Consider the following 21771-nt stretch of genomic DNA (forward strand, 5'->3'; position numbering starts at 1 on the left):
TGCCCAGCGAACTACAAGAGGATCGCCGTGACATGGCCGACGATGCTGACGCATGATGACGACGTCCGTGTATCGCGCCCGGTAGTGACGCATGGCGGCAGCAGGCTTTGCGCTTCCGACCGCGGCGCGGCAACATCGTCCCGGTGAACGCGCACCGGCACCCATGAACGCGCACCGGCATAGGCGAACAGAATGCTCCAGGTCGTCTGCGCGATCTCAGTCGAGACTGCCACCATCAGCAAGAAAGGGAACTCCGTGACCGACACCCTCATCAAGGTCGACCTGTCGCAGTCCGCTTACGATAACGACATGATCCACAACCGTTGGCATCCGGACATTCCCATGGTCGCCACCGTCAAGCCCGGCCAGGACTTCATCATCGAGTGCTACGACTGGACCGGCGGGTTCATCAAGAACAACGACTCGGCCGCCGACGTGCGGGACATCGACCTGAGCATCGTGCATTTCCTCAGTGGCCCGGTGGGTGTGGAGGGCGCCGAACCCGGAGACCTGCTGGTCGTCGACTTTCTCGATATCGGCGCCTTTCCGCATAATGCCTGGGGGTTCAACGGCTTCTTCTCGAAGAAGAACGGCGGTGGCTTCCTGACCGATCATTTCCCTGAGGCGCAGAAGTCGATCTGGGATTTCCACGGCATGTTCACCAACTCCCGCCACGTGCCAGGGGTGAACTTCGCCGGCCTGATCCATCCTGGACTGATCGGTTGCCTGCCCGATCCGAAGCTGCTGGAGACCTGGAACCGGCGGGAAACTGGACTGATCGCCACCAACCCGGCCCGCGTGCCGCCGCTGGCCAACGCCCCGTTCGGGCCGACAGCGCACATGGGCCGGCTGCAGGGCGATGCCAAGGCCGCTGCCGCCGCCACCGGTGCCCGAACGGTGCCGCCGCGCGAGCATGGCGGAAACTGCGACATCAAGGATCTCTCGCGCGGCGCGCGCGTGTTCTTTCCGGTCTACGTCCCCGGTGCCGGGCTATCGATGGGCGATCTGCATTTCAGCCAGGGCGATGGCGAGATCACCTTTTGCGGCGCCATCGAGATGCCGGGCTGGATTCATCTGAAGGTGGAACTGATCAAGGGCGGCATGGGGAAGTACGGCATCAAGAACCCGATCTTCAAGCCCAGCGTGATCAAGCCGGCCTACAGCGACTACCTGATATTCGAGGGCATCTCGGTCGACGAGGCCGGTGAGCAGCACTACCTGGACATCAACGTCGCGTATCGCCAAGCCTGCCTGAACGCGATCGAGTACCTCAAGAAGTTCGGTTACTCCGGTGCGCAGGCGTACTCGATCCTGGGAACCGCGCCCGTGCAAGGCCATATCAGCGGCGTGGTGGACATCCCCAACTCCTGCGCGACGCTCTGGCTGCCGACCGAGATTTTCGACTTCGACATAAATCCCGGTGCGGCCGGGCCGAGCGGCGGTGTCAAGGGCGGCGTGACCATGCCGCTCGCTGCCGACGTTTGAAAGGTCACGCGATGCCAGTCTACGAGTATCTCTGTTCCGAGTGCGGTCCGTTCACCGCGTTGCGGCCGATGGCGGACTTCCAGCGGCCGCAGCCCTGCGAAGGTTGCGGTGGATCCGCGCCGCGCGCGTTGCTCACCGCGCCAGCGCTGTCCGGCGTCGATCCAGGACGTCGGCGCGCGGGTGAAGTCAACGAACGCAGTGCGAACGCGCCGGCGCGCGCGAGACGCCATCCTGCCTCCTGTGGCTGCTGTTCTGGCGCCGGCCGCAAGAAGCCGACCGCGGAGGCCGTGACAGCCAAGAGTTTCCCGACCCAGCGCCCCTGGATGATCGGTCACTAAGACCGCCCTGCGAGCGAAAGCCTGGCGCCACGCCCTAGCGCGTATGGCCATCGACATCGGTGGCCGCCGCCATGCAGCGCGTGAGCAACCGGCGTCAGCGGAGGGGCATGCGAAACCGTTATGCGAATGCATTATTCGACCTGCCGCTCCGCAGCGTCTATCAGCTCCGATACGACCCGTTGATGTCAATATACCCGTGCGTCAAGTCGCAGGTCCAAACTGTTGCCATCCCTCGCCCCAACCCGAGATCGATGGCGATCTCCACCTCCAGTCCCTTCATGTGCGCAACCACCGGAGCCTCGTCATAACCCGGAATCACCGCGCCCTCCCGCGCCATCCAGACGCCGCCCACGCCGATCGACAGCCTGTCCCGGTCCGCCGGCTCGCCTGCCTTGCCGACCGCCATGACAATGCGGCCCCAATTGGCATCCTCCCCGGCGATCGCCGTCTTCACCAGCGGCGAGTTGGCCACCGTCATCGCGATACGCTTCGCCGACCGCGCATTCACCGCTCCGGTGACGTCGATCTTCACCAGCTTCCGAGCCCCCTCCCCGTCCCGCACCACCTGCAACGCCAGGTCCAGCAGCAGGTCATTCAGCGCGCGCGAGAAATCCGCCAACATTCGGTTGCGTGCCGCGTTACCATCCGCCGCCGGAACCCTGGAATGCTTCGCCTGCCCGGTCGCGATCAGCAGCACCGTGTCGGATGTGGATGTATCCGAATCCACCGTCGTGCAGTTGAAGCTGCCACGAACGCCCTTGTTCAGCATCGTTTGCAGCGCATCCGCCGGGATCTTCGCGTCGGTGAAAACGAAGCACAGCATCGTCGCCATATCGGGCGCGATCATCCCGCTGCCTTTGGCGATGCCGGTAATCCGCACCTGCGCGTCGCCGATCTGCGCCACCCGGGTCGTCGCCTTCGGGAACGTGTCCGTCGTCATGATGCCGCGTGCGGCGGCTTCCCAGCCGTCCTCGGCCAGTCCCTCCCGCAGCGCCGGCAACACCGCGGTCAGCTTGTCATGCGGCAGCACCTCGCCGATCACGCCGGTGGAGGCGACGAAGACCTGCCGCGCCGGACAGCCAGCCAGCTTGCCCGCCGCCGCCGCCGTGGCGGCACAGGCGTCCCGCCCGGCCTTGCCGGTGAACACGTTGGCGTTGCCCGCGTTCACCACCACCACCCGCGCCCGCCCGCCCCGCAACGACGCTCGGCACCAGTCCACCGGCGCGCCGGGACACTTGTTCGAGGTGAAAACGCCCGCCGCCGAGCTGCCGCTGGGCACCTCCATCATCACCACGTCGGTGCGATCCTGGTAGCGGATGCCGGCCGCCGTCGCGGCCAGGCGGACACCCGCCAGCGGCGGCAGCTCAGGCAAGGTCACCGCCAGCGGAGACACGGCTGTCGGCATGATTTTTCCCCCAATCAGCGGTCGCCTACTTCGCCGCCGGCGGTTCCGCCGTGTCGGTCGCCTTCGCCGGTGAGCCGTCCATCTTGAACGTCTCCACCTTCACGTCGCCGCGCGCCTGCGCGACCTCTTTCTGCACCGCCGCCTGCACCATCGACTGCCGCAGTTGAGCACGCTCCTCGTCAAAGCTTGGCTTGGGTGCGTCGCGATGTCCCAGCACCTGGATCACATGCCAGCCGAACTGGGTATGCACCGGCGTCGGCGACACCTCGCCGTCCTTCAGCGCAAAGGCGGCGGTGGCGAAATCGGGCACCATGTCGGTCTTCTTGAAGAAGCCCAGGTCGCCGCCCTGCGCCGAGGCGCCGGGGTCCTTGCTGTACTGCTTGGACAGCGCCACGAAATCGCCGCCGTTCTTCAGGTCGGCGATGATCTTCTTCGCCGTCGCCTCATCCCCAACCAGGATGTGACGCGCATGCACCTCCGGCTCGCCGGCCTTGGCCGCGGTATCCTGTTCATAACGCGCCTTCACCGCTTCATCGGTGACCTGCGGCCGGACCGCCTTGCTGAGAAAGGCCGACTCCAGCGCCCGGTCCTGCGCCATCTGCATGCTGCGCTGCACCTCGGGGTCCTTGTCGAGGCCGGTCTTGCGTGCCTCCACCAGCAGGGCGCGCGCATCGATCAACTGCTCCAGCAGCATCGGGTAGAGCTGTTGCGGCGGCAGCGAGCGCGCCTGCGGCGGCAGCGTCTCGGCCGTGGCGTTCAGGTCGCTCATGTGGATCGGCGCGCCATTGACGGTCGCCAGCACCGGATCGGATGCCGCGGGGGATGCTGTGGACGCCGATGGCGACGCTGATGGCGCGGTCGGTGGCGACCCCGCCGCAGCGCCTGCCGGGGCGGTCGGCGTCTGGGCCAGGGCGGACCCGCCGACGGCCGAACCAAGGATCAGGATCGCGGCGAGCAGGTGGGCCGGAGCCCTGGATGAGCAGTCCGGGAAAATCGGCATGAAGCCCCTTTTGGAAGAACCCGCGCCTTATGACCGAAGCCATGCCGCCTCACAAGGCGGCGATCTTGCTTTACTAGCTTACGCCGACCGTTTCCCCGAAATCAGGCAGAGTTTCCGATGGGCTTAGGTTGCGGCGGTGGACGAAAAGCCGAGCGCGGAGCGGATCGATAGGTTGCCGTATCACGGCTGCGCCGAGGCTAATAGTTCGGGTTCCGGTTCTTGCTGTCGAGCACGACCGCGACGCGGCGCTGATGCCAGAACGCGCTCTGGACCCGATCATTGACACATCGCTGCGGCGGGGAGGCGGCGAAGCGCGATCCATACTGCTCCAAACCATGAAAGAAGCTGTTCAGCGCGGGGATTTCCGATTAACAGCCGTTGCACAATCCGGCATCGACCTGTTGGATCTGTAGGCTGCGGCCTAGCTGGGCGCGTGCGGTCTGATTCAGGGCGGACGTAAGCGCCCCCATTTCCGGATCAGGCGGCGGCGGTGGGTCGATGAGCGGTTTGCGCCAGCTTTGGAGGAGGTGGTGCCGCATCAGGCTGGGAACACAGGACGCGTGCGGTGCAGATCGCGATCGCCGTGGCGAGCTTGGTGGCTGGTTGAGTTGGCAGATGGCGACCTTGCTCGCAGCCGCAGGATTTCTTCATCGCGTGATACCAGTATGCAACGTCGGGAGACCAAACCCACTCTTATGTGGGGCTATTGAGAGATCAATTAAGATTCTCAAAAACGACCGTTTTTGGAGCGGTTCGATTTGAGTTCGACAAAGGGTGCAGATGCGACACCCGATCAACACTGTCCCATCAGCCGACTCTGATGTGGGGTGGTCAGATCCATTAACAGACAGGCAAAACATGGCGGTTGCGATCTGGATAGCCCTGACCCTTGCGAGTTGCATCGAATTAGCGCAACAGAACCTGACGTGACAGGGAACGAATCGGCGGGAAGGTGCTTTAGAAAAGATGCCCACTAAAGTTGGCATTCGCATCTATCAATTGACAGTCTGCCGCACGCGGCACCGGAAGTCTCTGCCCTTTGACGCAGAGGGTATTGCCGTTACCCTGCCCGAATTCGTAAGGTCGTTCGTAAGTCGCAATGCTGTTTCTCGCGAGGCGACCCCTGACGAAAGCGAGCGCGACCGCCACTGGTACTTTCAGCATCGCGTCAACACAGCCGGAAATAGCAAGGGCGTCGTGCAGTATGGCATATCTGGATTTGAAAGTGACCTTATAAACTCTCAGACGAACGTGTCCGAATTTCGCCGCAAGACAACTCACGTCGAAATCATACCTCTTTTTTATGAGTATTGGTTTCCACCTGGCTTTAATCACGGATTTGCCGCTTTCCAATCCTTTGCCGCGAGATCGTGCGTTGAGTTGGTCTCAGCAAAAATGCGGGATGACTTCGGGAAACGGAACCCTGGATTTTCCCTGCATTTTAAGAAACTTTTGCCGACAGGAACGGGAGGCATTTACGACGCCGCCCCGGTTAAGGGTCTGCGTCTTATCAGACGAAACGCCTCGTCCGACGTGGCTGATCGTTATCTGAACACCCACGTTGACCAAGGGGTTGACTTTCAAATTGTTATAAACGCGCGGCGTAAAGGGATACTTGGCAGCCTAGGCGACCTGACAAGTTCAATGAAGGCTGCGAATGGTGGTGTTGTAAAACACGATGGCGTCATCTTCAATGAGGCTGTTGCCGAGATTGAATTCGGCGGACAGAGACGGCGGGTCGGAATGCTCGGCTCAAACAGCGAGGCTGGAGTGATCGACCTAACTGGCATCAAGCGGGCTTCTAACGGTCATCCTGTATATGCCGAGATCAGTAAAGAATCAACCAGTCTATTAACTGATTTCCAAACGGTCATCGGGAAGTCCAAGCAACAATGAAAGTCAACATTTGGCAAATTATATTTGATCACATCGACACTTTGCGGAATGATGTGTCGAAAAGAATTTCTGTTGTTGATATTATTATCTTTTTTCTAGTGCCAGTTCTTGTAGGTATTGCAGCATCTTATTTCTGCATTAAGGCGTCGAAGGAATTTTATAGTATATCAATCACGTTTTTTGGGATATTTGTTGCACTTTTACTTAACTTCCAAGTAGCCACGTTTGGCATATACAATAGAAAATGGAGTCCAAGCAAGGACGAGAAACTCTCCCAAATACAGAAAGAGGGATTGGACACAAGAAAATTTCTATTGAAGCAAACTAACTCCAATATATCCTATCTCATTCTAATTTCTTCGATTTCGATTCTGCTATTTCTGTTCTTTTTTGCGGTAGAGAAGACAGGACGAATAGCCGCGACAATATCGTGGATTATTTACATACATTTTATTCTCACCTTGCTAATGGTGGTTAAGCGCTGCCATATCCTATTCAGAAAAGAATATGACGAAGCATAGGTTTCGATGGGTCTGACCACCCCACATCAGAGTCGGCTGATGGGACAGTGTTGATCGGGTGTCGCATCTGCACCCTTTGTCGAACTCAAATCGAACCGCTCCAAAAAACGGCCGTTTTTGAGAATCTTAATTGATCTCTCGATAGCCCCACATAAGAGTGGATTTGGTCTACCAAAATATATCCTAATATTGCTCTAATTCCTAGAGCCTGTTATGGACCTGCGGCGGAGTAATCACCAAGTTTGCAGGCATGAGCACCGTCCGCAAGCCCTACCCGTCTGATGTAACTGATGAAGAATGGGTTTTGGTTGCGCCGTACCTGACCTTGCTGGCGGAGGATGCCGGACAACGGGCCCATCCGCTACGGGAAGTGTTCAACGGCCTGCGATACATCATCAAGACCGGCGCGCAATGGCGCTGGATGCCAAATGACCTGCCGCCCTGGGCAGCGGTCTACCAGCAGGCGCAGCGGTGGTTGGCAGCGGGCTGTTTCGAGGCGCTGGTTGACGATTTGCGGGCGGTGCTCCGCCACGCCTTGGGCCGCTCAGCAGAGCCAAGCGCCGTCATTCTCGACAGCCGTACCCTGCGGTCCTCGCCGGAAAGCGGGCAGCGTGCGGGCTATGACGGTGCCAAGCGCAAAAAGGGCTCGAAGCTGCATCTGGCGGTCGATACGCTGGGCAGTCTGCTGGCACTGCACGTCACTGCGGCTGATGTCGACGAGCGGGTTGAGGTCGGCCGACTGACCCGGACGGTGCAGGCCGTGAGTGACAACAACGTCGAGGTTGCGTTCGCCGATCAGGGCTACAATGGTCCCAACGCCGCCGCGGCCGCCGAAGCCAACGGTATCGAACTGGTTGTGGTCAAGTTGCCGGAAGCCAAAAAGGGTTTTGTCTTGCTACCGCGTCGCTGGGTGGTCGAGCGGTCGTTCGCTTGGATGACCCGCTTTCGGCGCCTGGTCAGGGATTATGAACGATATGCCAGTACTCTGGCAGGATTTCACCTCATTGCATTTGTATGCCTCATGCTCAAACGCGTCGCTTCACTGGCGGTAGGTTCATAACAGCCTCTAGAGGCAATTATGAAGCTTAAAGCACCGCATGCAGATCGGCTACACTGGCGCTTCTATCCTCCCTAATATCCACACCCTTGGTGGCACTGCGGCGTGCGACAGGTTGGTCGTAAGCCTGCATTCGTCATCACACTTCCCGCCATTATCAAACACTCTCTGGACCACTTGCCGCGCCGCTACCGCCCCTGCCTGTTCAGCGTCGCCCGCCCCTAAAGCATCCGCTGCAAAATCAACTTTTGCACATCCGACGTCCCCTCATAAATCTGGCAAACCCGCACGTCCCGATAGATCCGCTCCACCGGATAATCCGCCAGGAACCCATACCCCCCCAGCGTCGAGATCGACGCCGTGCAGATCGCCTCGGCCGCCTCCGAGGCGAACAGCTTGGCCATGCAGGCCGCTTCCAGCGACGGCCGTCCCTCCGCCTTCAGCCGAGCGGCATGCAGCGTAAGCTGGCGCGCGGCTTCCAGCCGGGTCTTGGCCTCCGCCAGCCGAAACCCGACCGCCTGGAAATCGATCACGGCCCCGCCGAACGCTCGGCGGTCGCGGGCATAGCCGATGGCGTACTCCAGCGCCGCCCGCGCCATCCCCACGCTCTGCGCGGCAATGCCGATGCGCCCGCTTTCCAGCGTCGACAGCGCGATCTTGTAGCCCTCGCCCTCGGCGCCGATGCGCTGGTCTTCCGGCACTTCCATGTCCTCGAACGTCAGCGCGCAGGTGTCGGAGGCCTTCTGGCCCAGCTTCTCCTCCACCCGTGCCACGGCGAAGCCCGGATGGTTCTTCTCGATGACGAACGCCGAAAGCCCCTTCTTGCCGGCGTCGGGATCGGTGACGGCGAAGAACACCAGGCTGCCCGGATGGGTGGCGTTGCTGATGAACTGCTTGGCGCCGTTAACGATGTAGCGATCCCCCTTCCGCACCGCCCGGGTGCGCAACGCCGAGGCATCCGACCCGGCCTGCGGCTCGGTCAACCCGAACGACCCAACATGTTCGCCGGTCGCCAGCTTGCGCAGCCAGCGGTCCTTCTGCGCATCGGTGCCATAATTGTTCACCACGATGCAGGTCGGCGAATTATGCACCGACACCATGGTGGACACCGACCCGTCGCCGGCGGCGATCTCCTCCACCAGCAGCGCATAGGTGACCGGGTCGATTTCGCTGCCATCCCACGCCGCCGGCGTCGTCGCGCCGAACACGCCGAGTTCGCCCAGTTCGGCGATGATCTCCGGCTCGATCCGCTTCTTCCTGTCCCGCTCCGCCGCCAATGGTGCGAGCCGGTCCTGCGAGAACCGGCGGACCATGTCGATGATCAGGCTGTCGCCGTGCGGTGAAATGCTGTCTGGCATGATGCGTGCCCTTTGTTACCGACGTCTTGAAACCGGTGATTTACACCCTTGGGCAAGGCGGGTCCACATTGGCGGGTTCGGGCATTTTCCGCGGGCTGCACCACGACCCATGACTAACCGGCCGGCACCAGGCCTGGCCGGGATCAACGAAATCCGGCGATTGTTCCCCAGCCTCGAGCATCCCGTCACCGCGCGGACCTTGGCGGTTCAAGGCTGGTTGGCCCCACGTCCGGTATCAGCACGCGCCGGCAGCGATCGCCCAGGGCGATCGCTTGAGTGGTTGAGGGATTCCCGTGCGGGCTAGAATCGGATTCATAGGAAGCCTCTCATCAGGAGGTCTCTATGTCCATGCCAAGCCAGCCCTGCTTCTTGTCCCACTTCGCGGCCCTCCGGGACCCGCGCCAAGCGACGAAGGTGCTATATCCTCTACCGGAAATCCTGTTGCTGATGCTCTGCGGGACCATCGCCGGTGCGGACGACTTTGTCGAAATCAGCCTGTGGGGCAGCGAACGCCAGGGCTTCCTCCGCCGTTTTCTGCCGTTCAAGCACGGCATCCCGAGCCACGACACATTGTGCGACGTGATCGCGGCGATTGATCCTGAGCTGTTCAAGACATGTTTCCTGACCTGGGTAGACGGGTTGCGGACTGACACGCCCGAGATTATCGCGATCGATGGCAAGACCTCGCGTCGCAGCCATGCCCGCGGCAAAGGGCGTCTGCCGCTGCATACGGTGTCCGCCTGGGCGACGCGTCAGCGATTGGTCCTTGGACAAGAGGCGGTGTCGGCGAAATCCAATGAGATCACCGCCATTCCTGTGCTGCTGCGTCGTCTGGAACTGGCCGGCGCGTTGGTGACCATCGATGCCATGGGCACGCAGAAGGAGATTGCCCAGACGATCATCGAGGGTGGTGGCGATTACGTGCTGGCCTTGAAGGAGAACTGGCCAGCGACCTATGCCGAAGTGGAAACCGTCTTTGCCGATCCACCACCAACGCTGACGCTGCAAAGCTTCGAGACCGTCGATGGCGACCATGGCCGGATCGAAACCCGCCGCCATACGATCTGCCACGACATCAACTGGCTGTTCGCCGAGCGGCGTCATCCGGGCGAATTTGCATTCCCTGGCCTGACCGCCATCGGCATGATCGAAAGCGAAACCGAGCGGGGCGGCGTTATCCAGACAGAAACCCGATACTACCTGTGCTCAACCAAACTCAGTGCCGAGACCCTCGCCAGGGTCGTGCGGAGCCACTGGGGCATTGAGAACCGGCTGCACTGGGTGCTGGATGTGGTATTCCACGACGATTTGGCGCGCCTGCGCACCGCTCATGGCCCTGCCAACATGGCGGTCGTGAAACATACTGCCATGAATTTACTGAACCAGGCGAAACCCGTCACCAGCTTTAAGAACCGCCGTAAAAAGGCCGGCTGGAATCAGGATTATCTGGAAAACGTCATCCGGCGCATCGCATGAGACACTCAAGCGATTCCCCTGAGCGATCGCCTGGGATGCCTTGCGCAACCCGTATTCCAGCGATACCGGATGGGTTCGGCCGGAAGTCCGACGCCTGGCACCCGGCAGACGCGGGTTCTCGCCCGTGCGGCAGGCTGTTTCAACCCAGGAGGCAAGACTTGTTCGGCAGAAACCGTCGTCCACCACCCTTGCCCGATCCCTTGCCCGATCGCGAGCCGCCGCAACAGCAGCCGGATCTCAACGACGGCCGCCTGTTCGATCTTGGCCTGCTTCAAACCCGTTCGCGCGACGAGAACGAGGCCACGATCCGCCGTCTATGCGACACGGTTCGCATATCGGACGATACGATCCTGTGCCGCACGCTGGGTCGCTACAAGATGTATGTCGACCTAGGTGACGAGGGCCTCAGTCCGCATCTAATGCTCGACGGCCTGTGGGAAGTCTGGGTCACCGAGGCGATCATGGGCTTCGTGCGGTCGGGCATGACGGTGGTCGATGTGGGTGCCAATCTCGGGTACTATACGCTGCTGCTGGCTGATCTGGTCGGTGCCAGCGGCCGCGTGCACGCCGTCGAACCGAACCCGCGCATGATGTCCCTGCTACGCCGTTCACTGCGGATCAACGGCTACGCTTCCCGCGTGTCGCTCTGCGCGGAACCGCTGTCCGAGCGGCGCGGCGATCACGTCATGCTGCATGTGCCGGCCGGCCTGCCGCAAAATGCCTATTTGGGTTCAGCCCGCGGCGACACGCCACACGCGCATGCCTTGACTACGACAACGCTGGACGAGCTGATCGGCGAGGGCCCGGTCGACTTCATCAAGATTGATGCCGAAGGCGCCGAACAGGCGATCTGGCGCGGCATGAGCCGCGTGCTCGCGCGGCGCAACCCGCTGGTCGTGTTCATCGAGTTCACCCCAGACCGCTATCACGATGCGGCCGCCTTTCTGCATCGCATGCTGGAAACCGGTTTTGCGCTGGCCGTCATCGATCATCGTCTGGGCGTTCAGGCCATCGGCGTTGACGAGGTCCTGGCGGGTCCGGGGCATGAGGATCGGATGCTGGTTCTTGCGCGTTAGGATCTGTTGAACAACAACGACTGCAAATAAGGCACGGATCGCCTGATCCCGTCATAGCCAGCGCGGACCACCAGTCACCCCCGCATGTGAGGCATGGGCGCCGAACGGAGCCTGCCCTCGCACGCCACCCGAGGCACGGCATGACGATCGCGGGCGGCTCGGCAGGTCAAGGCTTTCGCCGGCTGGTACGATCATGATTTCCAACCGTGAAGCATTGCCTCGGATGGCGTCCACCAGCCGCAGTCGGTCGATGCTCAGCGTTCAATGAAATGTGCGCCGCACCCGCCGCCCGCTCGGCGTTTACCCAGTAACCCCGGACCCAGGAAACCCGCCAATGAACCCGATGAGCCGCCGCACGATGCTCGCCGCCACCGCCGCCGGAGGCGCGCTGACCGCAAGCACCACTCTCGCCCAAGGCGCCGGCCAGGGCGATGTCCCGCAGCCGATCCGCGGCAATACCGGCGGCACCGATCCTGGGCCGCGCAACGCCGCGGCCGATCGCGACAACCCGGACCTGCTGGCCCCGCCGCCCACCGACGCCGGCGACATACCGAATCTGAAGTGGCCCTTCAGCCTCAGCCACAACCGCCTGCAAGACGGCGGTTGGGCGCGCCAGGTCACGGTCCGCGAGTTGCCGGTGTCCAAGGCCATGGCCGGCGTGGACATGCGGCTGAACCCCGGCGGCATCCGCGAGCTGCACTGGCACAAGGCGGACGAGTGGTCGCTGATGCTGAATGGCAGCGCCCGCATCACCTGCATCGACGAGAACGGCCGCAACTTCATTGCCGACGTTAAGCAGGGCGACCTGTGGTACTTTTCCTCCGGCCTGCCGCACTCCATCCAGGCGCTGCAGGACGGCTGTGAATTCCTGCTGGTGTTCGACGACGGCGACTTCTCCGAGGACAACACCTTCCTGATCAGCCAGTGGTTCGCCCATCTGCCGAAGCCGGTGCTGGCAAAGAACTTCAACGAGCCTGAAAGCGCCTTCGCCAACATCCCGCAGAAGCAACTGTATATTTTCGCCGCACCGGTGCCGCCGTCGCTGCAGGCCGATACGGTCGCCGATCCAAACGGCCCGGTGCCGAACCCATTCGTCTTCCGGATGATGGACATGCAGCCGGTCAAATGCCCAGGCGGCAGCGTGCGCATCGTCGACAGCCAGGTCTTCAAGGCCTCCGCCCGGATCGCCGCCGCCTTCGTCGAGATCGAGCCCGGCGGCATGCGCGAGTTGCACTGGCACCCGCTTGCCGATGAGTGGCAATACTACATCTCCGGCAGGGCACGCATGACGGTTTTCGCTTCCGGCAACAATTCCCGCACCTTCGACTACCAGGCCGGAGACGTCGGCTATGTGCCGCGGGCGATGGGGCACTACATCGAGAACACCGGTGATGCCCCGGTGCGCTACCTGGAAATGTTCGTTGCCCCGCGCTACACCGATGTGTCGTTGGCGCAATGGCTGGCGCTGATCCCGCCGGAACTGGTGAAGCAGCACCTGCATCTGAGCGACACCGTCATCGGCAGGCTGCAAAAGCAGAAGCAGCTCGTGGTCGGCTCCAGCCAATCTGCCACAAGCCCACCCGCACAACCCGGCTAGCGCCAGCAAGCGTCATCGGCGACGTCGATCGACAGCCAGAAATCCTGCTGCGAAAGCAGAGCACGCCGCTACGCTGCGCTTGTCAGCGAACATGATTGCGGCGCGAGTCCATAGGATACCATCCGCTGTGCTTGCATCGGCAACGGGAAATTTCAGATCGGATCTGTTGTCAGGTGTTGATAATGTGACAAAAGGCTCGAACCCTTCTCACACTGACACTTAAGAAGGCATGCTGGAGACGTTTGCACATGAACATGGCCGTGAGCATCAAGAACCAGATCAGGGATTTCGCACCGCTGTTTCTACGGCGCTCGATCCGTCGGCTTAAGGCAGACATCCGTGATCGGCGTAACCGTCGGCTGACCGCCAAGGAAGTCTTCACCAGGATCTACAGGGAGAAGATGTGGGGTAACGGAGCCGGAACGTTCTACTCGGGCCCAGGGTCGGACGCGGAAGCCGCGCAGCCCTATGCGGACTTCGTGACAAGCTTCATCGCGAAGCACAACATCCGAAGCGTCGTCGATCTTGGATGCGGCGATTTCCGGGTCGGTCGGATGATCGCATCCTGTGGCGTGGATTATACCGGCGTTGACGTTGTTGAAGCGCTGATCGAGGAAAACAACAGATGCCATGCGAACGAAACGATCAATTTCCAATGCCTTGACATCGCCCACGACCCCCTGCCAAACGCTGAGTTGTGCCTGATCCGGGAGGTATTTCAGCATATCTCGAATGCACAGATCAGTGCCACTCTCAGCAAGCTTCGACAGTACGATTATGTTTTATTCACTGACATCCAACCCGAGGTAACCAGCGACTATAAAATCAACAAGGACAAACCCCACGGCGCGAGTTCCCGTATTCTGCAAACATCATTCCTGCGTCTTGAAGCCCCACCCTTCAATGTCGGGAATATAGCCTTGGTGTTCGAAACAGCTCCGCCTTATTTCAAATCCTACGCGCCATACGGATCAAGCTTCAAACTGCGCACGTTCCTCATCCGGCCAGCCGCCAACCCCTAATCGCCATACCTCAACCGCGATACCCCGGCGCGTGATCGCCTGAGGCCGACCATTCAGAAGGCATGAATCACGCGATCAGACAGGGCATTAGCCGATGATCCGACACTGGCGATGCTGCGAGCTCAAAGCATCATCGCCCAAATCTCTTTCCTCAGCCTTCACACCAACACATCGGCAAGGGCCGTCATGCTAGGCAGGACCAGGTCCGGCTGGTACGGCCACGCGGCAAACGGGCGCTGACGGCGGTCGATGAAGGCCGTCCGCATACCGGCCGCCTTCGCGCCCACGCAGTCGAACTCGTGGTTGGCAACGAACATTACCTCGTCCAGGGCGACCCCCGTCCGTTCGGCGGCCATTTCGTAGGTCGCGCGGTGTGGCTTGAAGGCGTTGGCCTCGGCCACCGAGATCACCGCGTCGAACGGGATGCCATGGTGCTTTCTGGCCGCCTCCAGCATGTCGGGATCACCGTTCGACAGCACGACAAGCTTGTATCGCGCCTGCAACCGCGCCAGCGCGTCCGGCACCTCGGGAAAGCATTTCAGCCGCTCGATGCAGGATACCAGGTATTCTACGTCCTCCGCGGTGTGCGCGATGCGGGCGCGAGTCAGGACTTGGCCGACCGAGAGATGGCCGATCGCCCGATAGGATAAGTGCGCCCGCTGCAGCAGGGCGTCGATCATCGAGTTCTCGAAGTGCGTCCGTCGCCACCAGGTGACGAATGCATAGGCGTTGCCCTTCCAGCCCTTCGTCTTGAGGAAGTCTACGGCAACCTCCCAAAGCCCGGTTTGCATGTCCACCACCGTGCCATACTGGTCGAACATGCAGACCTTGATGGACCGTTTCAGTATTTCAATGTCGCTCATGCTGACCTCCTGGCGAATGACCGCTGTTGACTGGCCGGCACTCGGCACCGGACAGCGGCAATAGAGCAAGACGACCCTTGGATCGCCCGCGCAAGAGCCGCGCCGCCCTAAGGTAGACCCTCGGCCACGCCCATGCGGCCTTGACAAGCCGAGTCGGCGCCGGCTCCCTGCGGACCATGTCGTAACGCCGCGGGACCAATGACCGATCGCCGGAATGAAGGCCTGGGGACCTGGAAGCAGCGTGAGAACCACAACCACATGGTCTCCCTGCAAGACGGGCATCGGCCGGTGACCTCCGGCGCCGTCGAGCTGGCGTATTTCGGCGGCTCCGCGTTCCGGATCACGTCGCCGGCCGGCCTCCGCATCATGATCGATCCATGGCGCAACCCGCCATGGGGCAACTGGGACTGGTATCTGTTCGACTTTCCCCCTGTCGACGTGGACATCGGCATCTCGACCCACGCGCATTTCGACCATGACGGCCTGCACATGCTGCACGCCAGCGTGCTGCTCGACCGGCTGATCGGCACCTATGCGTTCGCCGACGTCAAGCTGACCGGAATTGCCGACAAGCACGTCTCAGACAGTAGCCACAGTACTCACGACTGGGCCGAGATGACGCGCCGCCTGACGGATATCCAGACGCGACCGCCGGACAACTGGCGGTCCTTCGACAACTGCATTGTCATTGTGGAAGTCGCCGGCCTGCGCATCCTGCATTGGGGGGACAACCGCCCCGATCCGCCCGAGACCGTCTGGTCGAGGCTTGGCGAAGTCGATATCGCATTGCTGCCAATCGACGGATCGCAGCACGTCCTGAGCTATCGGTCCGCCGAAGCGGTGGCCTCACGCCTGAAGGCGAAGCTCATCGTGCCGCACCATTATTACGCCTGGGACATCACGACACGAGGTTCGACGCTGCTACCGCCGGATGAATGGGTCAATGGCCGCGCCGGCTCGCGATGGCTCGAATCCGGCTCGGTTGAACTCACGCCCGACTACGTCAAGGCGCAGCGCGGGATGGCGCTCTGCTTCGGCCGCAACGTGGCTTTTGCAAAGCCGAGCACGAAGGGCGGAACGACTGGGGCCTGAAGCGGGTCGCCATCTCCCGAGCAGGTTCGCTGATCTTGGCCGAATTCCTCTCCTTCGGCTCGGGCTTTGTGGACAATATTCGCTGTAAAGCAGCGTTGGTCGCCAATCCCGCCATGACGTTGAAAACATGCGGCGTCGCGGCGACGACCCAATGTCTGGAAAAGGCTGCCGCCAGAACCAGTTCGCATCCTTGACAAGCGCGCCTGCTCGAATTATCTGGCATTTCAGTAATTACTGAAATTAGAAAAACTGACATGCTCCTGCCACCGGTCATCGAAAAGTTCGTCCTGCATTTCGGCGAAATGGGCGGTCGCTGGGGTATCAACCGCACGGTTGGGCAGATCTACGCGCTGCTGTTCCTCTCCGACCGCCCGCTTAACGCAGAGGAAATCACCGAGGCCCTCGGCGTCTCCCGATCCAACGTCAGCATGGGTCTGAAGGAGCTTGAGGCGTGGCGATTGGTTCGCAAACGCCACCTCCCCAGCGATCGGCGGGATTATTTTGAAGCGCCAGACGACATCTGGCAGATCGTCCGCACTCTCGCCGAGGAGCGCCGCAAGCGGGAGGTCGACCCGACACTCTCGATGCTGCGCGGCATTCTGATGGAAACGCCGACCAGTTCGGAAGAACGCCACGCCCAGGACAAGATGCGCCAGATGCACGAGCTGATCGAGCTGTTGGTCGGCTGGATGGATGACGTCCAGAAGCTCGACAACCACAGCCTCATGCAGTTGCTCGCCCTCGGCGCGGGTGTTTCAAAGATCCTCGACATCAAGAGCAAGATCACCGTCTTCACCAGCGGCAAGCGGCGCGCTACGGAACCGGAGGAACCGTGATGATCGACGCCTTTCATCTGGCGCGGGCGCAATTCGGCTTCACCGTGGCGTTCCATATCATTTTTCCGGCGTTCTCCATCGGACTGGCCAGCTTCCTGATGGTGCTGGAAGGTCTTTGGCTGCGGACTGGCAAAGCGGTCTACCTCGACCTGTTCCGTTACTGGATAAAGATTTTCTCCATCGGGTTCGCGATGGGCGTGGTGTCCGGGTTGGTCATGTCCTACCAATTCGGCACGAACTGGTCGCAGTACGCCGAGAAGGCCGGTCCGGTCATTGGCCCGGTCATGGCCTATGAAGTCCTGACCGCCTTCTTTCTCGAGGCCGGGTTCCTTGGCGTAATGCTGTTCGGCATGCAGCGGGTCGGGCGCAAGCTGCACTTCCTGGCGACCTGCATGGTCGCCGGCGGCACCCTGCTGTCGGCCTTCTGGATTCTGTCGGTGAATAGCTGGATGCAGACCCCGGCCGGCTTTGCCGTCGGCGCCGATGGCCGCATGTATCCGACGGATTACTGGCAGGTGATCTTCAATCCGTCGGTCTTTGGCCGGGTGCCGCACATGGTGCTGGCGTCCTACCTGGTGGTTGCTTTCATCGTCAGCGGCGTCGCCGCCTGGCACATGCTGCACGACCGAGCCACGCCGGCGGTGCGCAAGATGTTCTCGATGGCGATGTGGATGGCCGCGATCGTGGCCCCGTTGCAGATCGCGATGGGCGATATCCACGGCCTGAACACCTTGGAACACCAGCCGATGAAGATCGCCGCCATGGAAGGCGACTGGACGCCGTCGGGCCCGGATGGAGCACCGCTGATCCTGTTCGGCCTGCCCAACATGGCCAGGCAGCGGACCTACGACAAGATCGAGATCCCGCACCTCTCCTCGCTGATCCTGACGCATAGCTGGGACGGCCGGGTGCCAGGCCTGAAGCAGGTCCCGCCGGCGGACCGGCCTTATGCACCCGTCGTGTTCTGGACGTTTCGCGTGATGGTCGGGCTCGGGTTCGCGATGTTCGGGCTGGGCGCCTTGAGCCTGCTCGCCCGCCGGCGCGGCACGCTGTTCACCAGCCGCTGGCTGCACCGCCTCGCGCTGGTTATGGCGCCGGCCCCGATTGTCGCCATGCTGTGCGGCTGGATGACGACGGAGATCGGCCGTCAGCCCTACACCGTCTACGGCGTCTTGCGCACGATTGACAGCGTCTCGCCGATCGCGCTGCCGGGGATCGCGACGTCGCTGGCGGTGTTCGCGGTCGTCTATTTCATTGTCTTCGGCGCCGGCATCATGGTCATCTTGCGGATGATGGCTAAGCCGCCCGTCTCCGGCGAGCCTGACATCAACCCGGACAAGCCAATTCGTTCGGCGGGCATTCACCCGGGGTTGGCCGGGGCCGTACCAGCCGGCTCGGGCGGCGCCTCGCCGTTCCCGGCGGAGTAAGCCCACGATGAGCACACAGACAATCGCCAGCATCTGGGCCGCGCTGATCGCCTTCGCGGTGCTCGCCTACGTCATGCTGGACGGCTTCGACCTGGGGATCGGCATCCTCTTTGCCGCGGAGCGCGGGTCCGAGGACAGGGATACCATGGTCAACTCCATCGCGCCGATGTGGGACGGCAACGAGACCTGGCTGGTGTTCGGCGGCGCGGGGCTGTTCGCTGTCTTTCCCGTCGCTTATGCGGTGATCCTGCCGGCGCTCTATCCGGTGATCTTCGGTATGCTGTTCGGCTTGATCTTCCGCGGCGTTGCCTTTGAACTGCGATTTCGCGCCCAGACCGCGATCGGGCAAAAGCTATGGGACCTGTCGTTCTTCGGCGGATCAACCATCGCCGCGCTCTGCCAAGGCGTGACACTCGGCGGCCTGCTGCAAGGCATCCATGCGGTGAACGGGCAGTATGCCGGCGGCTGGTTCGACTGGCTCACCCCGTTCACGCTGCTCTGCGGCGTGGCTGTTGTAACCGGCTATGCGTGGTTGGGATCGTGCTGGCTGATCTGGCGGACAGATAGGTCCCTGCGAAGCCGCGCCCGTCAGCAGGCGGTGGTGCTGGGATGGTTGATGCTGGCGCTGATCGTCGCGGTCAGCCTCTGGACCCCCTTCCTCAACCCGACATTCATGCATCGCTGGTTCGGCTGGCCAGGCATCTTGTTCACCAGTCCCGTTCCGGTGCTTGTGGCACTTGTCGCGATCGGCTTTCACATCGGCATCGTGCGTCAGCATCATCTGACGCCGTTCCTGTGCGCGCTGGCGATCTTCCTGCTGTGCTTTGCCGGCCTCGGCATCAGCCTTTTTCCGATGATCGTGCCGCCGGATATCACGATCTGGCAGGCGGCAGCGCCACGCGCGAGCCAGTTGTTCGTCCTTCTTGGCGCCGCTGTCCTGATCCCGCTGATCCTCGGCTACTCCGGCTTCAGCTACTGGATCTTTCGTGGAAAGGTGCAGGCTGGTGCGCATTATCACTAGGCCGCAGACGCGCTGGAAGCAATTCGGCTGGTTCGTCGGCCTGTGGGCGAGCGGCGTCGTCACGGTCGCGGCCGTGGCGGGCATGCTGCATTGGATATTGACCGCCGGTTAGTCCTTACGGCTTCAGCGGCCTTTGTCGACCGGTCGACGCAACAGCCTTTTATGGCAGGCCCGGCATCCAGGTTTTTGTATAGACAGAAGCCAGGCGTTAGAGCATGATCGTTTTAGGTTGACCCGTAGCCGGAGTTGACGAGGTAATTGGCGCATTCTTCGACGGTATACTCGTCGAGGAGCTTGGCGATCGCTTCGATCACTGCGTCGATGGTGCGGGCGTTGGCCTTGCGCAGCAGGGTTTTGAGTTTGGCGAACACCTGCTCGATCGGTTTGAGGTCGGGACTATAGGGTGGCAGGAAAATCAGCTTTGCACCCGCTGTCCGGATTGCCTTGCGGATGACAGGGCCCTTGTGACTGCTCAGATTATCCATGATCACAACGTCGCCCGGTCGTAACGTCGGCACCAGGAACTGCTCGACATAGGCGCGAAAACTGATCGCGTTCATCGGCTGATCGAGCAGGCATGGCGCATGAATGCCGTCGCATCGCAGGGCGGCAACGAAGGTTTGCGTCTGGCGATGACCATGCGGCACCTTGGCGAGCAGACGCTGGCCGACCGGGCACCGCCCCCGGATCGGGGTCATGTTCGTCTTCGTCCAGGTTTCGTCTACAAAAACAAGCCGTCTGGGATCAACTTTATCCTGCCGCTTTTGCCATTGCAGGCGCCGACGGGCAACATTGGGACGATCCTGCTCGCTGGCGTGCAGGCTTTTTTTTAAAGCTGAGACCAGCGCGGTCAACGATGTTCCAGACAGCAAAATAGCTCACCGTGATGCCACGGTCTTGCAACTCAGCGAGCAGTGCGCGCAACGGCAGATCCGGCTGTTGCGCAATCCGTTCGATAATCCTGTCGCGTTCGTTGGCCAGTGCGAAGGGCCGATGACCACCCAGCCCCTGCGCCGCCACGCTGCCCTTCTGTCGATCCAGCCGCGACCACCGCTGCACAGACGACTCACTGACCTGGAAGAGGGTCGCCGTCTCAAGCCGGCTCCTGCCTGAGCGGAATGCCGCGACAGCGCGTTCTCGCAAATCCAACGTGTAAGGAGCACCCATCCATGCTGGCCTCCGACCCAGCCCACAGCTTGGATCAGATTTTAGGCCGCGCCGGAACCCCTACTCACGCAGGAGTCAACTTAAAACGATCATGCTCTAATGCCGATCGGCCTCGGCATGAAAAGGAGGCGCCGCCGCCGAGCCCAATTCTTTGACGAAACGTCTGTCTATCCAGGCTCTGAATTCACATTCGGCAAATGCCTTGGCAGGTGCGGTGCTGGTCAAGACCAAGCTCAAGCGCCGGCTACTGCCGGCCGAGGCTCAGCCGACCGGCGCCGAACGCCACAATCTGCAGAAAGCCGCCGGCCATGCACAGGTTCTTCATGAAGTTGATCATCTGCTCCCGGCTTTCCGGGTGGTAGTGCGCCACCATCGCCGTCGCGACGCACCACGCCGCCAGCACCAGCGCGACTAGGCGCACGCGGTAGCCGATCAGCAACAGGACCCCGCCACCTATCTCGACCGCCAGGGACAGGGCGTAGGCGGCGCCCACGATTGGCAGGCCGTCCTTGGCGAAATAGGCCATGGTCGCGGCTGGCGCCATCGCCTTGCCGATTCCCGCCTGGATGAAAATCGCGCTCATGAGGAAGCGTCCCAGCAAGCCGATCCAGTTCATGGAACCGCTTCTCATCCGACGATGTCGGTGGCAGCGAAGAAGAAGGCGATTTCGGTGGCGGCATTCTCCGCGCTGTCCGACCCATGCACCGAATTCGCCTCGATATCCTCGGCGAACAGGGCGCGGATCGTGCCGGGCGCGGCCTTCTTCGGATCGGTGGCGCCCATGGCCTCTCGATTGCGGGCGACCGCGTTTTCCCCCTCAAGCACCTGCACGACCACCGGGCCGGAGATCATGAAGGTCACCAGGTCGCGGAAGAACGGCCGGCCCGCGTGGACGCCATAGAAGGTTTCGGCTTGCGCCTGGGTAAGCTGGAGGCGCTTCTGCGCCACAATCCGCAGGCCGGCTTCCTCCAGGCAGGCGTTGACCTTGCCGGTCAGGTTCCGCCGCGTGGCGTCCGGCTTGATGATGGAAAGCGTGCGTTCGGTCGCCATGGCGGCCTCCTTCAGACGGGACTGTCGGCGGCTGAGTAAGGGTTCGCGGCGGTGAGAGCAAGGCGGGAGATCGATTGGCTTTCT

General features: G+C 61.7%; 22 protein-coding genes. 14 read left to right on the forward strand and 8 right to left on the reverse strand.

The annotated features are described in order from the left end of the window. Nucleotides 1-11: 11 nt before the first annotated feature. Nucleotides 12-242, reverse strand: coding sequence for a hypothetical protein (locus ACQY4S_RS08320; protein WP_428484742.1), 231 nt, complete (start codon nt 240-242; stop codon nt 12-14). Nucleotides 243-255: 13 nt separating this feature from the next. On the opposite strand from ACQY4S_RS08320, the gene fmdA reads away from it, so the two are divergent. Together fmdA and ACQY4S_RS08330 are read left to right on the forward strand one after the other, a co-directional pair. Then, the gene (gene fmdA / locus ACQY4S_RS08325) at nt 256-1485 is read left to right on the forward strand and encodes a formamidase (RefSeq protein WP_428484743.1); all 1230 of its coding nucleotides are present in this window, start codon (nt 256-258) and stop codon (nt 1483-1485) included. Nucleotides 1486-1496: 11 nt separating this feature from the next. After that, nucleotides 1497-1823 (forward strand): FmdB family zinc ribbon protein, encoded by a 327-nt coding sequence (locus ACQY4S_RS08330; protein WP_428484744.1) that lies wholly within the window; start codon nt 1497-1499, stop codon nt 1821-1823. A 160-nt stretch (nt 1824-1983) separates the two neighbouring features. On the opposite strand, the gene argJ is transcribed toward ACQY4S_RS08330, so the two are convergent. Beyond that, entirely contained in the window at nt 1984-3228 is a 1245-nt protein-coding gene (gene argJ, locus ACQY4S_RS08335; RefSeq protein ID WP_428484745.1) for a bifunctional glutamate N-acetyltransferase/amino-acid acetyltransferase ArgJ, read from the reverse strand. Between the two features lie 25 nt (nt 3229-3253). Further along, complete coding sequence (locus tag ACQY4S_RS08340; RefSeq protein ID WP_428484746.1) at nt 3254-4228, reverse strand: peptidylprolyl isomerase; 975 nt, start codon at nt 4226-4228, stop codon at nt 3254-3256. A gap of 966 nt (nt 4229-5194) precedes the next feature. Between ACQY4S_RS08340 and ACQY4S_RS08345 the strand changes: the two genes are divergently transcribed. Beyond that, the gene (locus tag ACQY4S_RS08345; protein ID WP_428484747.1) at nt 5195-6124 is read left to right on the forward strand and encodes a hypothetical protein; all 930 of its coding nucleotides are present in this window, start codon (nt 5195-5197) and stop codon (nt 6122-6124) included. A 771-nt stretch (nt 6125-6895) separates the two neighbouring features. Next, complete coding sequence (locus tag ACQY4S_RS08350; protein ID WP_428483489.1) at nt 6896-7705, forward strand: IS5 family transposase; 810 nt, start codon at nt 6896-6898, stop codon at nt 7703-7705. A 218-nt stretch (nt 7706-7923) separates the two neighbouring features. On the opposite strand, the gene ACQY4S_RS08355 is transcribed toward ACQY4S_RS08350, so the two are convergent. Beyond that, entirely contained in the window at nt 7924-9060 is a 1137-nt protein-coding gene (locus tag ACQY4S_RS08355; RefSeq protein ID WP_428484748.1) for an acyl-CoA dehydrogenase family protein, read from the reverse strand. A gap of 342 nt (nt 9061-9402) precedes the next feature. On the opposite strand from ACQY4S_RS08355, the gene ACQY4S_RS08360 reads away from it, so the two are divergent. The 4 genes from ACQY4S_RS08360 (at nt 9403) to ACQY4S_RS08375 (ending at nt 14231) form a co-directional block, all read left to right on the forward strand. Then, the gene (locus tag ACQY4S_RS08360; RefSeq protein WP_428483659.1) at nt 9403-10536 is read left to right on the forward strand and encodes an ISAs1 family transposase; all 1134 of its coding nucleotides are present in this window, start codon (nt 9403-9405) and stop codon (nt 10534-10536) included. 158 nt (nt 10537-10694) lie between these two features. Continuing rightward, nucleotides 10695-11612 carry an FkbM family methyltransferase gene (locus ACQY4S_RS08365; RefSeq protein WP_428484749.1) on the forward strand — a complete coding sequence of 306 codons (918 nt, stop codon included), beginning with the start codon at nt 10695-10697 and terminating at the stop codon, nt 11610-11612. 334 nt (nt 11613-11946) lie between these two features. Further along, a complete protein-coding gene (locus ACQY4S_RS08370) occupies nt 11947-13209 on the forward strand; it encodes an oxalate decarboxylase family bicupin (protein WP_428484750.1) in 1263 nt (420 codons plus the stop codon). 248 nt (nt 13210-13457) lie between these two features. Further along, complete coding sequence (locus ACQY4S_RS08375; protein WP_428484751.1) at nt 13458-14231, forward strand: class I SAM-dependent methyltransferase; 774 nt, start codon at nt 13458-13460, stop codon at nt 14229-14231. A 158-nt stretch (nt 14232-14389) separates the two neighbouring features. On the opposite strand, the gene ACQY4S_RS08380 is transcribed toward ACQY4S_RS08375, so the two are convergent. Continuing rightward, the gene (locus tag ACQY4S_RS08380; RefSeq protein ID WP_428484752.1) at nt 14390-15094 is read right to left on the reverse strand and encodes a haloacid dehalogenase type II; all 705 of its coding nucleotides are present in this window, start codon (nt 15092-15094) and stop codon (nt 14390-14392) included. A 198-nt stretch (nt 15095-15292) separates the two neighbouring features. On the opposite strand from ACQY4S_RS08380, the gene ACQY4S_RS08385 reads away from it, so the two are divergent. The 6 genes from ACQY4S_RS08385 to ACQY4S_RS08410 are packed head-to-tail and all read left to right on the forward strand — an operon-like array spanning nt 15293 to nt 19582. Beyond that, nucleotides 15293-16186: an MBL fold metallo-hydrolase gene (locus ACQY4S_RS08385; protein ID WP_428484753.1), complete on the forward strand. Its 894-nt coding sequence runs from the start codon at nt 15293-15295 to the stop codon at nt 16184-16186. 35 nt (nt 16187-16221) lie between these two features. Continuing rightward, nucleotides 16222-16380 (forward strand): hypothetical protein, encoded by a 159-nt coding sequence (locus ACQY4S_RS08390; RefSeq protein ID WP_428484754.1) that lies wholly within the window; start codon nt 16222-16224, stop codon nt 16378-16380. 60 nt (nt 16381-16440) lie between these two features. Further along, entirely contained in the window at nt 16441-17022 is a 582-nt protein-coding gene (locus ACQY4S_RS08395; protein ID WP_428484755.1) for a GbsR/MarR family transcriptional regulator, read from the forward strand. Continuing rightward, nucleotides 17022-18449, forward strand: a complete 1428-nt coding sequence (locus ACQY4S_RS08400; protein ID WP_428484756.1) for a cytochrome ubiquinol oxidase subunit I — start codon at nt 17022-17024, stop codon at nt 18447-18449. The genes ACQY4S_RS08395 and ACQY4S_RS08400 overlap by 1 nt, the downstream gene beginning before the upstream one ends. A 7-nt stretch (nt 18450-18456) precedes the next feature. After that, nucleotides 18457-19470 (forward strand): cytochrome d ubiquinol oxidase subunit II, encoded by a 1014-nt coding sequence (cydB, locus tag ACQY4S_RS08405; RefSeq protein WP_428484757.1) that lies wholly within the window; start codon nt 18457-18459, stop codon nt 19468-19470. Beyond that, on the forward strand, nt 19454-19582 hold the full coding sequence (locus tag ACQY4S_RS08410) for a DUF2474 domain-containing protein (RefSeq protein WP_428484758.1): 129 nt from the start codon (nt 19454-19456) through the stop codon (nt 19580-19582). Before cydB ends, ACQY4S_RS08410 begins: the two co-directional genes overlap by 17 nt. A 112-nt stretch (nt 19583-19694) precedes the next feature. Here ACQY4S_RS08410 and ACQY4S_RS08415 read toward each other — a convergent pair. From ACQY4S_RS08415 to ndk, 3 genes are all read right to left on the reverse strand, one after another. Continuing rightward, a protein-coding gene (locus ACQY4S_RS08415) for an IS630 family transposase (RefSeq protein ID WP_428484759.1) occupies nt 19695-20637 on the reverse strand; the annotation gives its coding sequence in 2 pieces (ribosomal slippage) (nt 19695-20300 and nt 20302-20637; 942 coding nt in all). Nucleotides 20638-20881: 244 nt separating this feature from the next. After that, nucleotides 20882-21253, reverse strand: coding sequence for a DoxX family protein (locus ACQY4S_RS08420; protein WP_428484760.1), 372 nt, complete (start codon nt 21251-21253; stop codon nt 20882-20884). A gap of 11 nt (nt 21254-21264) precedes the next feature. Continuing rightward, nucleotides 21265-21687, reverse strand: a complete 423-nt coding sequence (gene ndk, locus ACQY4S_RS08425; RefSeq protein ID WP_428484761.1) for a nucleoside-diphosphate kinase — start codon at nt 21685-21687, stop codon at nt 21265-21267. Nucleotides 21688-21771: the final 84 nt, after the last annotated feature.

It is taken from the genome of Rhodopila sp. (assembly GCF_965276935.1).
Classification (GTDB): Bacteria; Pseudomonadota; Alphaproteobacteria; order Acetobacterales; family Acetobacteraceae; genus Rhodopila.

What these genes read in the sequence shown, in the direction of transcription:
- ACQY4S_RS08360 (WP_428483659.1), top strand. Translation starts at nt 9,403, where the DNA reads ATGTCCATGCCAAGCCAGCCCTGCTTCTTGTCCCACTTCGCGGCCCTC.
- ACQY4S_RS08370 (WP_428484750.1), top strand. Translation starts at nt 11,947, where the DNA reads ATGAACCCGATGAGCCGCCGCACGATGCTCGCCGCCACCGCCGCCGGA.
- ACQY4S_RS08385 (WP_428484753.1), top strand. Translation starts at nt 15,293, where the DNA reads ATGACCGATCGCCGGAATGAAGGCCTGGGGACCTGGAAGCAGCGTGAG.
- ndk (WP_428484761.1), bottom strand. Translation starts at nt 21,687, where the DNA reads ATGGCGACCGAACGCACGCTTTCCATCATCAAGCCGGACGCCACGCGG.
- argJ (WP_428484745.1), bottom strand. Translation starts at nt 3,228, where the DNA reads ATGCCGACAGCCGTGTCTCCGCTGGCGGTGACCTTGCCTGAGCTGCCG.
- ACQY4S_RS08340 (WP_428484746.1), bottom strand. Translation starts at nt 4,228, where the DNA reads ATGCCGATTTTCCCGGACTGCTCATCCAGGGCTCCGGCCCACCTGCTC.
- ACQY4S_RS08330 (WP_428484744.1), top strand. Translation starts at nt 1,497, where the DNA reads ATGCCAGTCTACGAGTATCTCTGTTCCGAGTGCGGTCCGTTCACCGCG.
- ACQY4S_RS08355 (WP_428484748.1), bottom strand. Translation starts at nt 9,060, where the DNA reads ATGCCAGACAGCATTTCACCGCACGGCGACAGCCTGATCATCGACATG.
- ACQY4S_RS08400 (WP_428484756.1), top strand. Translation starts at nt 17,022, where the DNA reads ATGATCGACGCCTTTCATCTGGCGCGGGCGCAATTCGGCTTCACCGTG.
- cydB (WP_428484757.1), top strand. Translation starts at nt 18,457, where the DNA reads ATGAGCACACAGACAATCGCCAGCATCTGGGCCGCGCTGATCGCCTTC.
- ACQY4S_RS08375 (WP_428484751.1), top strand. Translation starts at nt 13,458, where the DNA reads ATGAACATGGCCGTGAGCATCAAGAACCAGATCAGGGATTTCGCACCG.
- ACQY4S_RS08420 (WP_428484760.1), bottom strand. Translation starts at nt 21,253, where the DNA reads ATGAACTGGATCGGCTTGCTGGGACGCTTCCTCATGAGCGCGATTTTC.
- ACQY4S_RS08395 (WP_428484755.1), top strand. Translation starts at nt 16,441, where the DNA reads ATGCTCCTGCCACCGGTCATCGAAAAGTTCGTCCTGCATTTCGGCGAA.
- ACQY4S_RS08350 (WP_428483489.1), top strand. Translation starts at nt 6,896, where the DNA reads ATGAGCACCGTCCGCAAGCCCTACCCGTCTGATGTAACTGATGAAGAA.
- ACQY4S_RS08345 (WP_428484747.1), top strand. Translation starts at nt 5,195, where the DNA reads ATGCCCACTAAAGTTGGCATTCGCATCTATCAATTGACAGTCTGCCGC.
- ACQY4S_RS08380 (WP_428484752.1), bottom strand. Translation starts at nt 15,094, where the DNA reads ATGAGCGACATTGAAATACTGAAACGGTCCATCAAGGTCTGCATGTTC.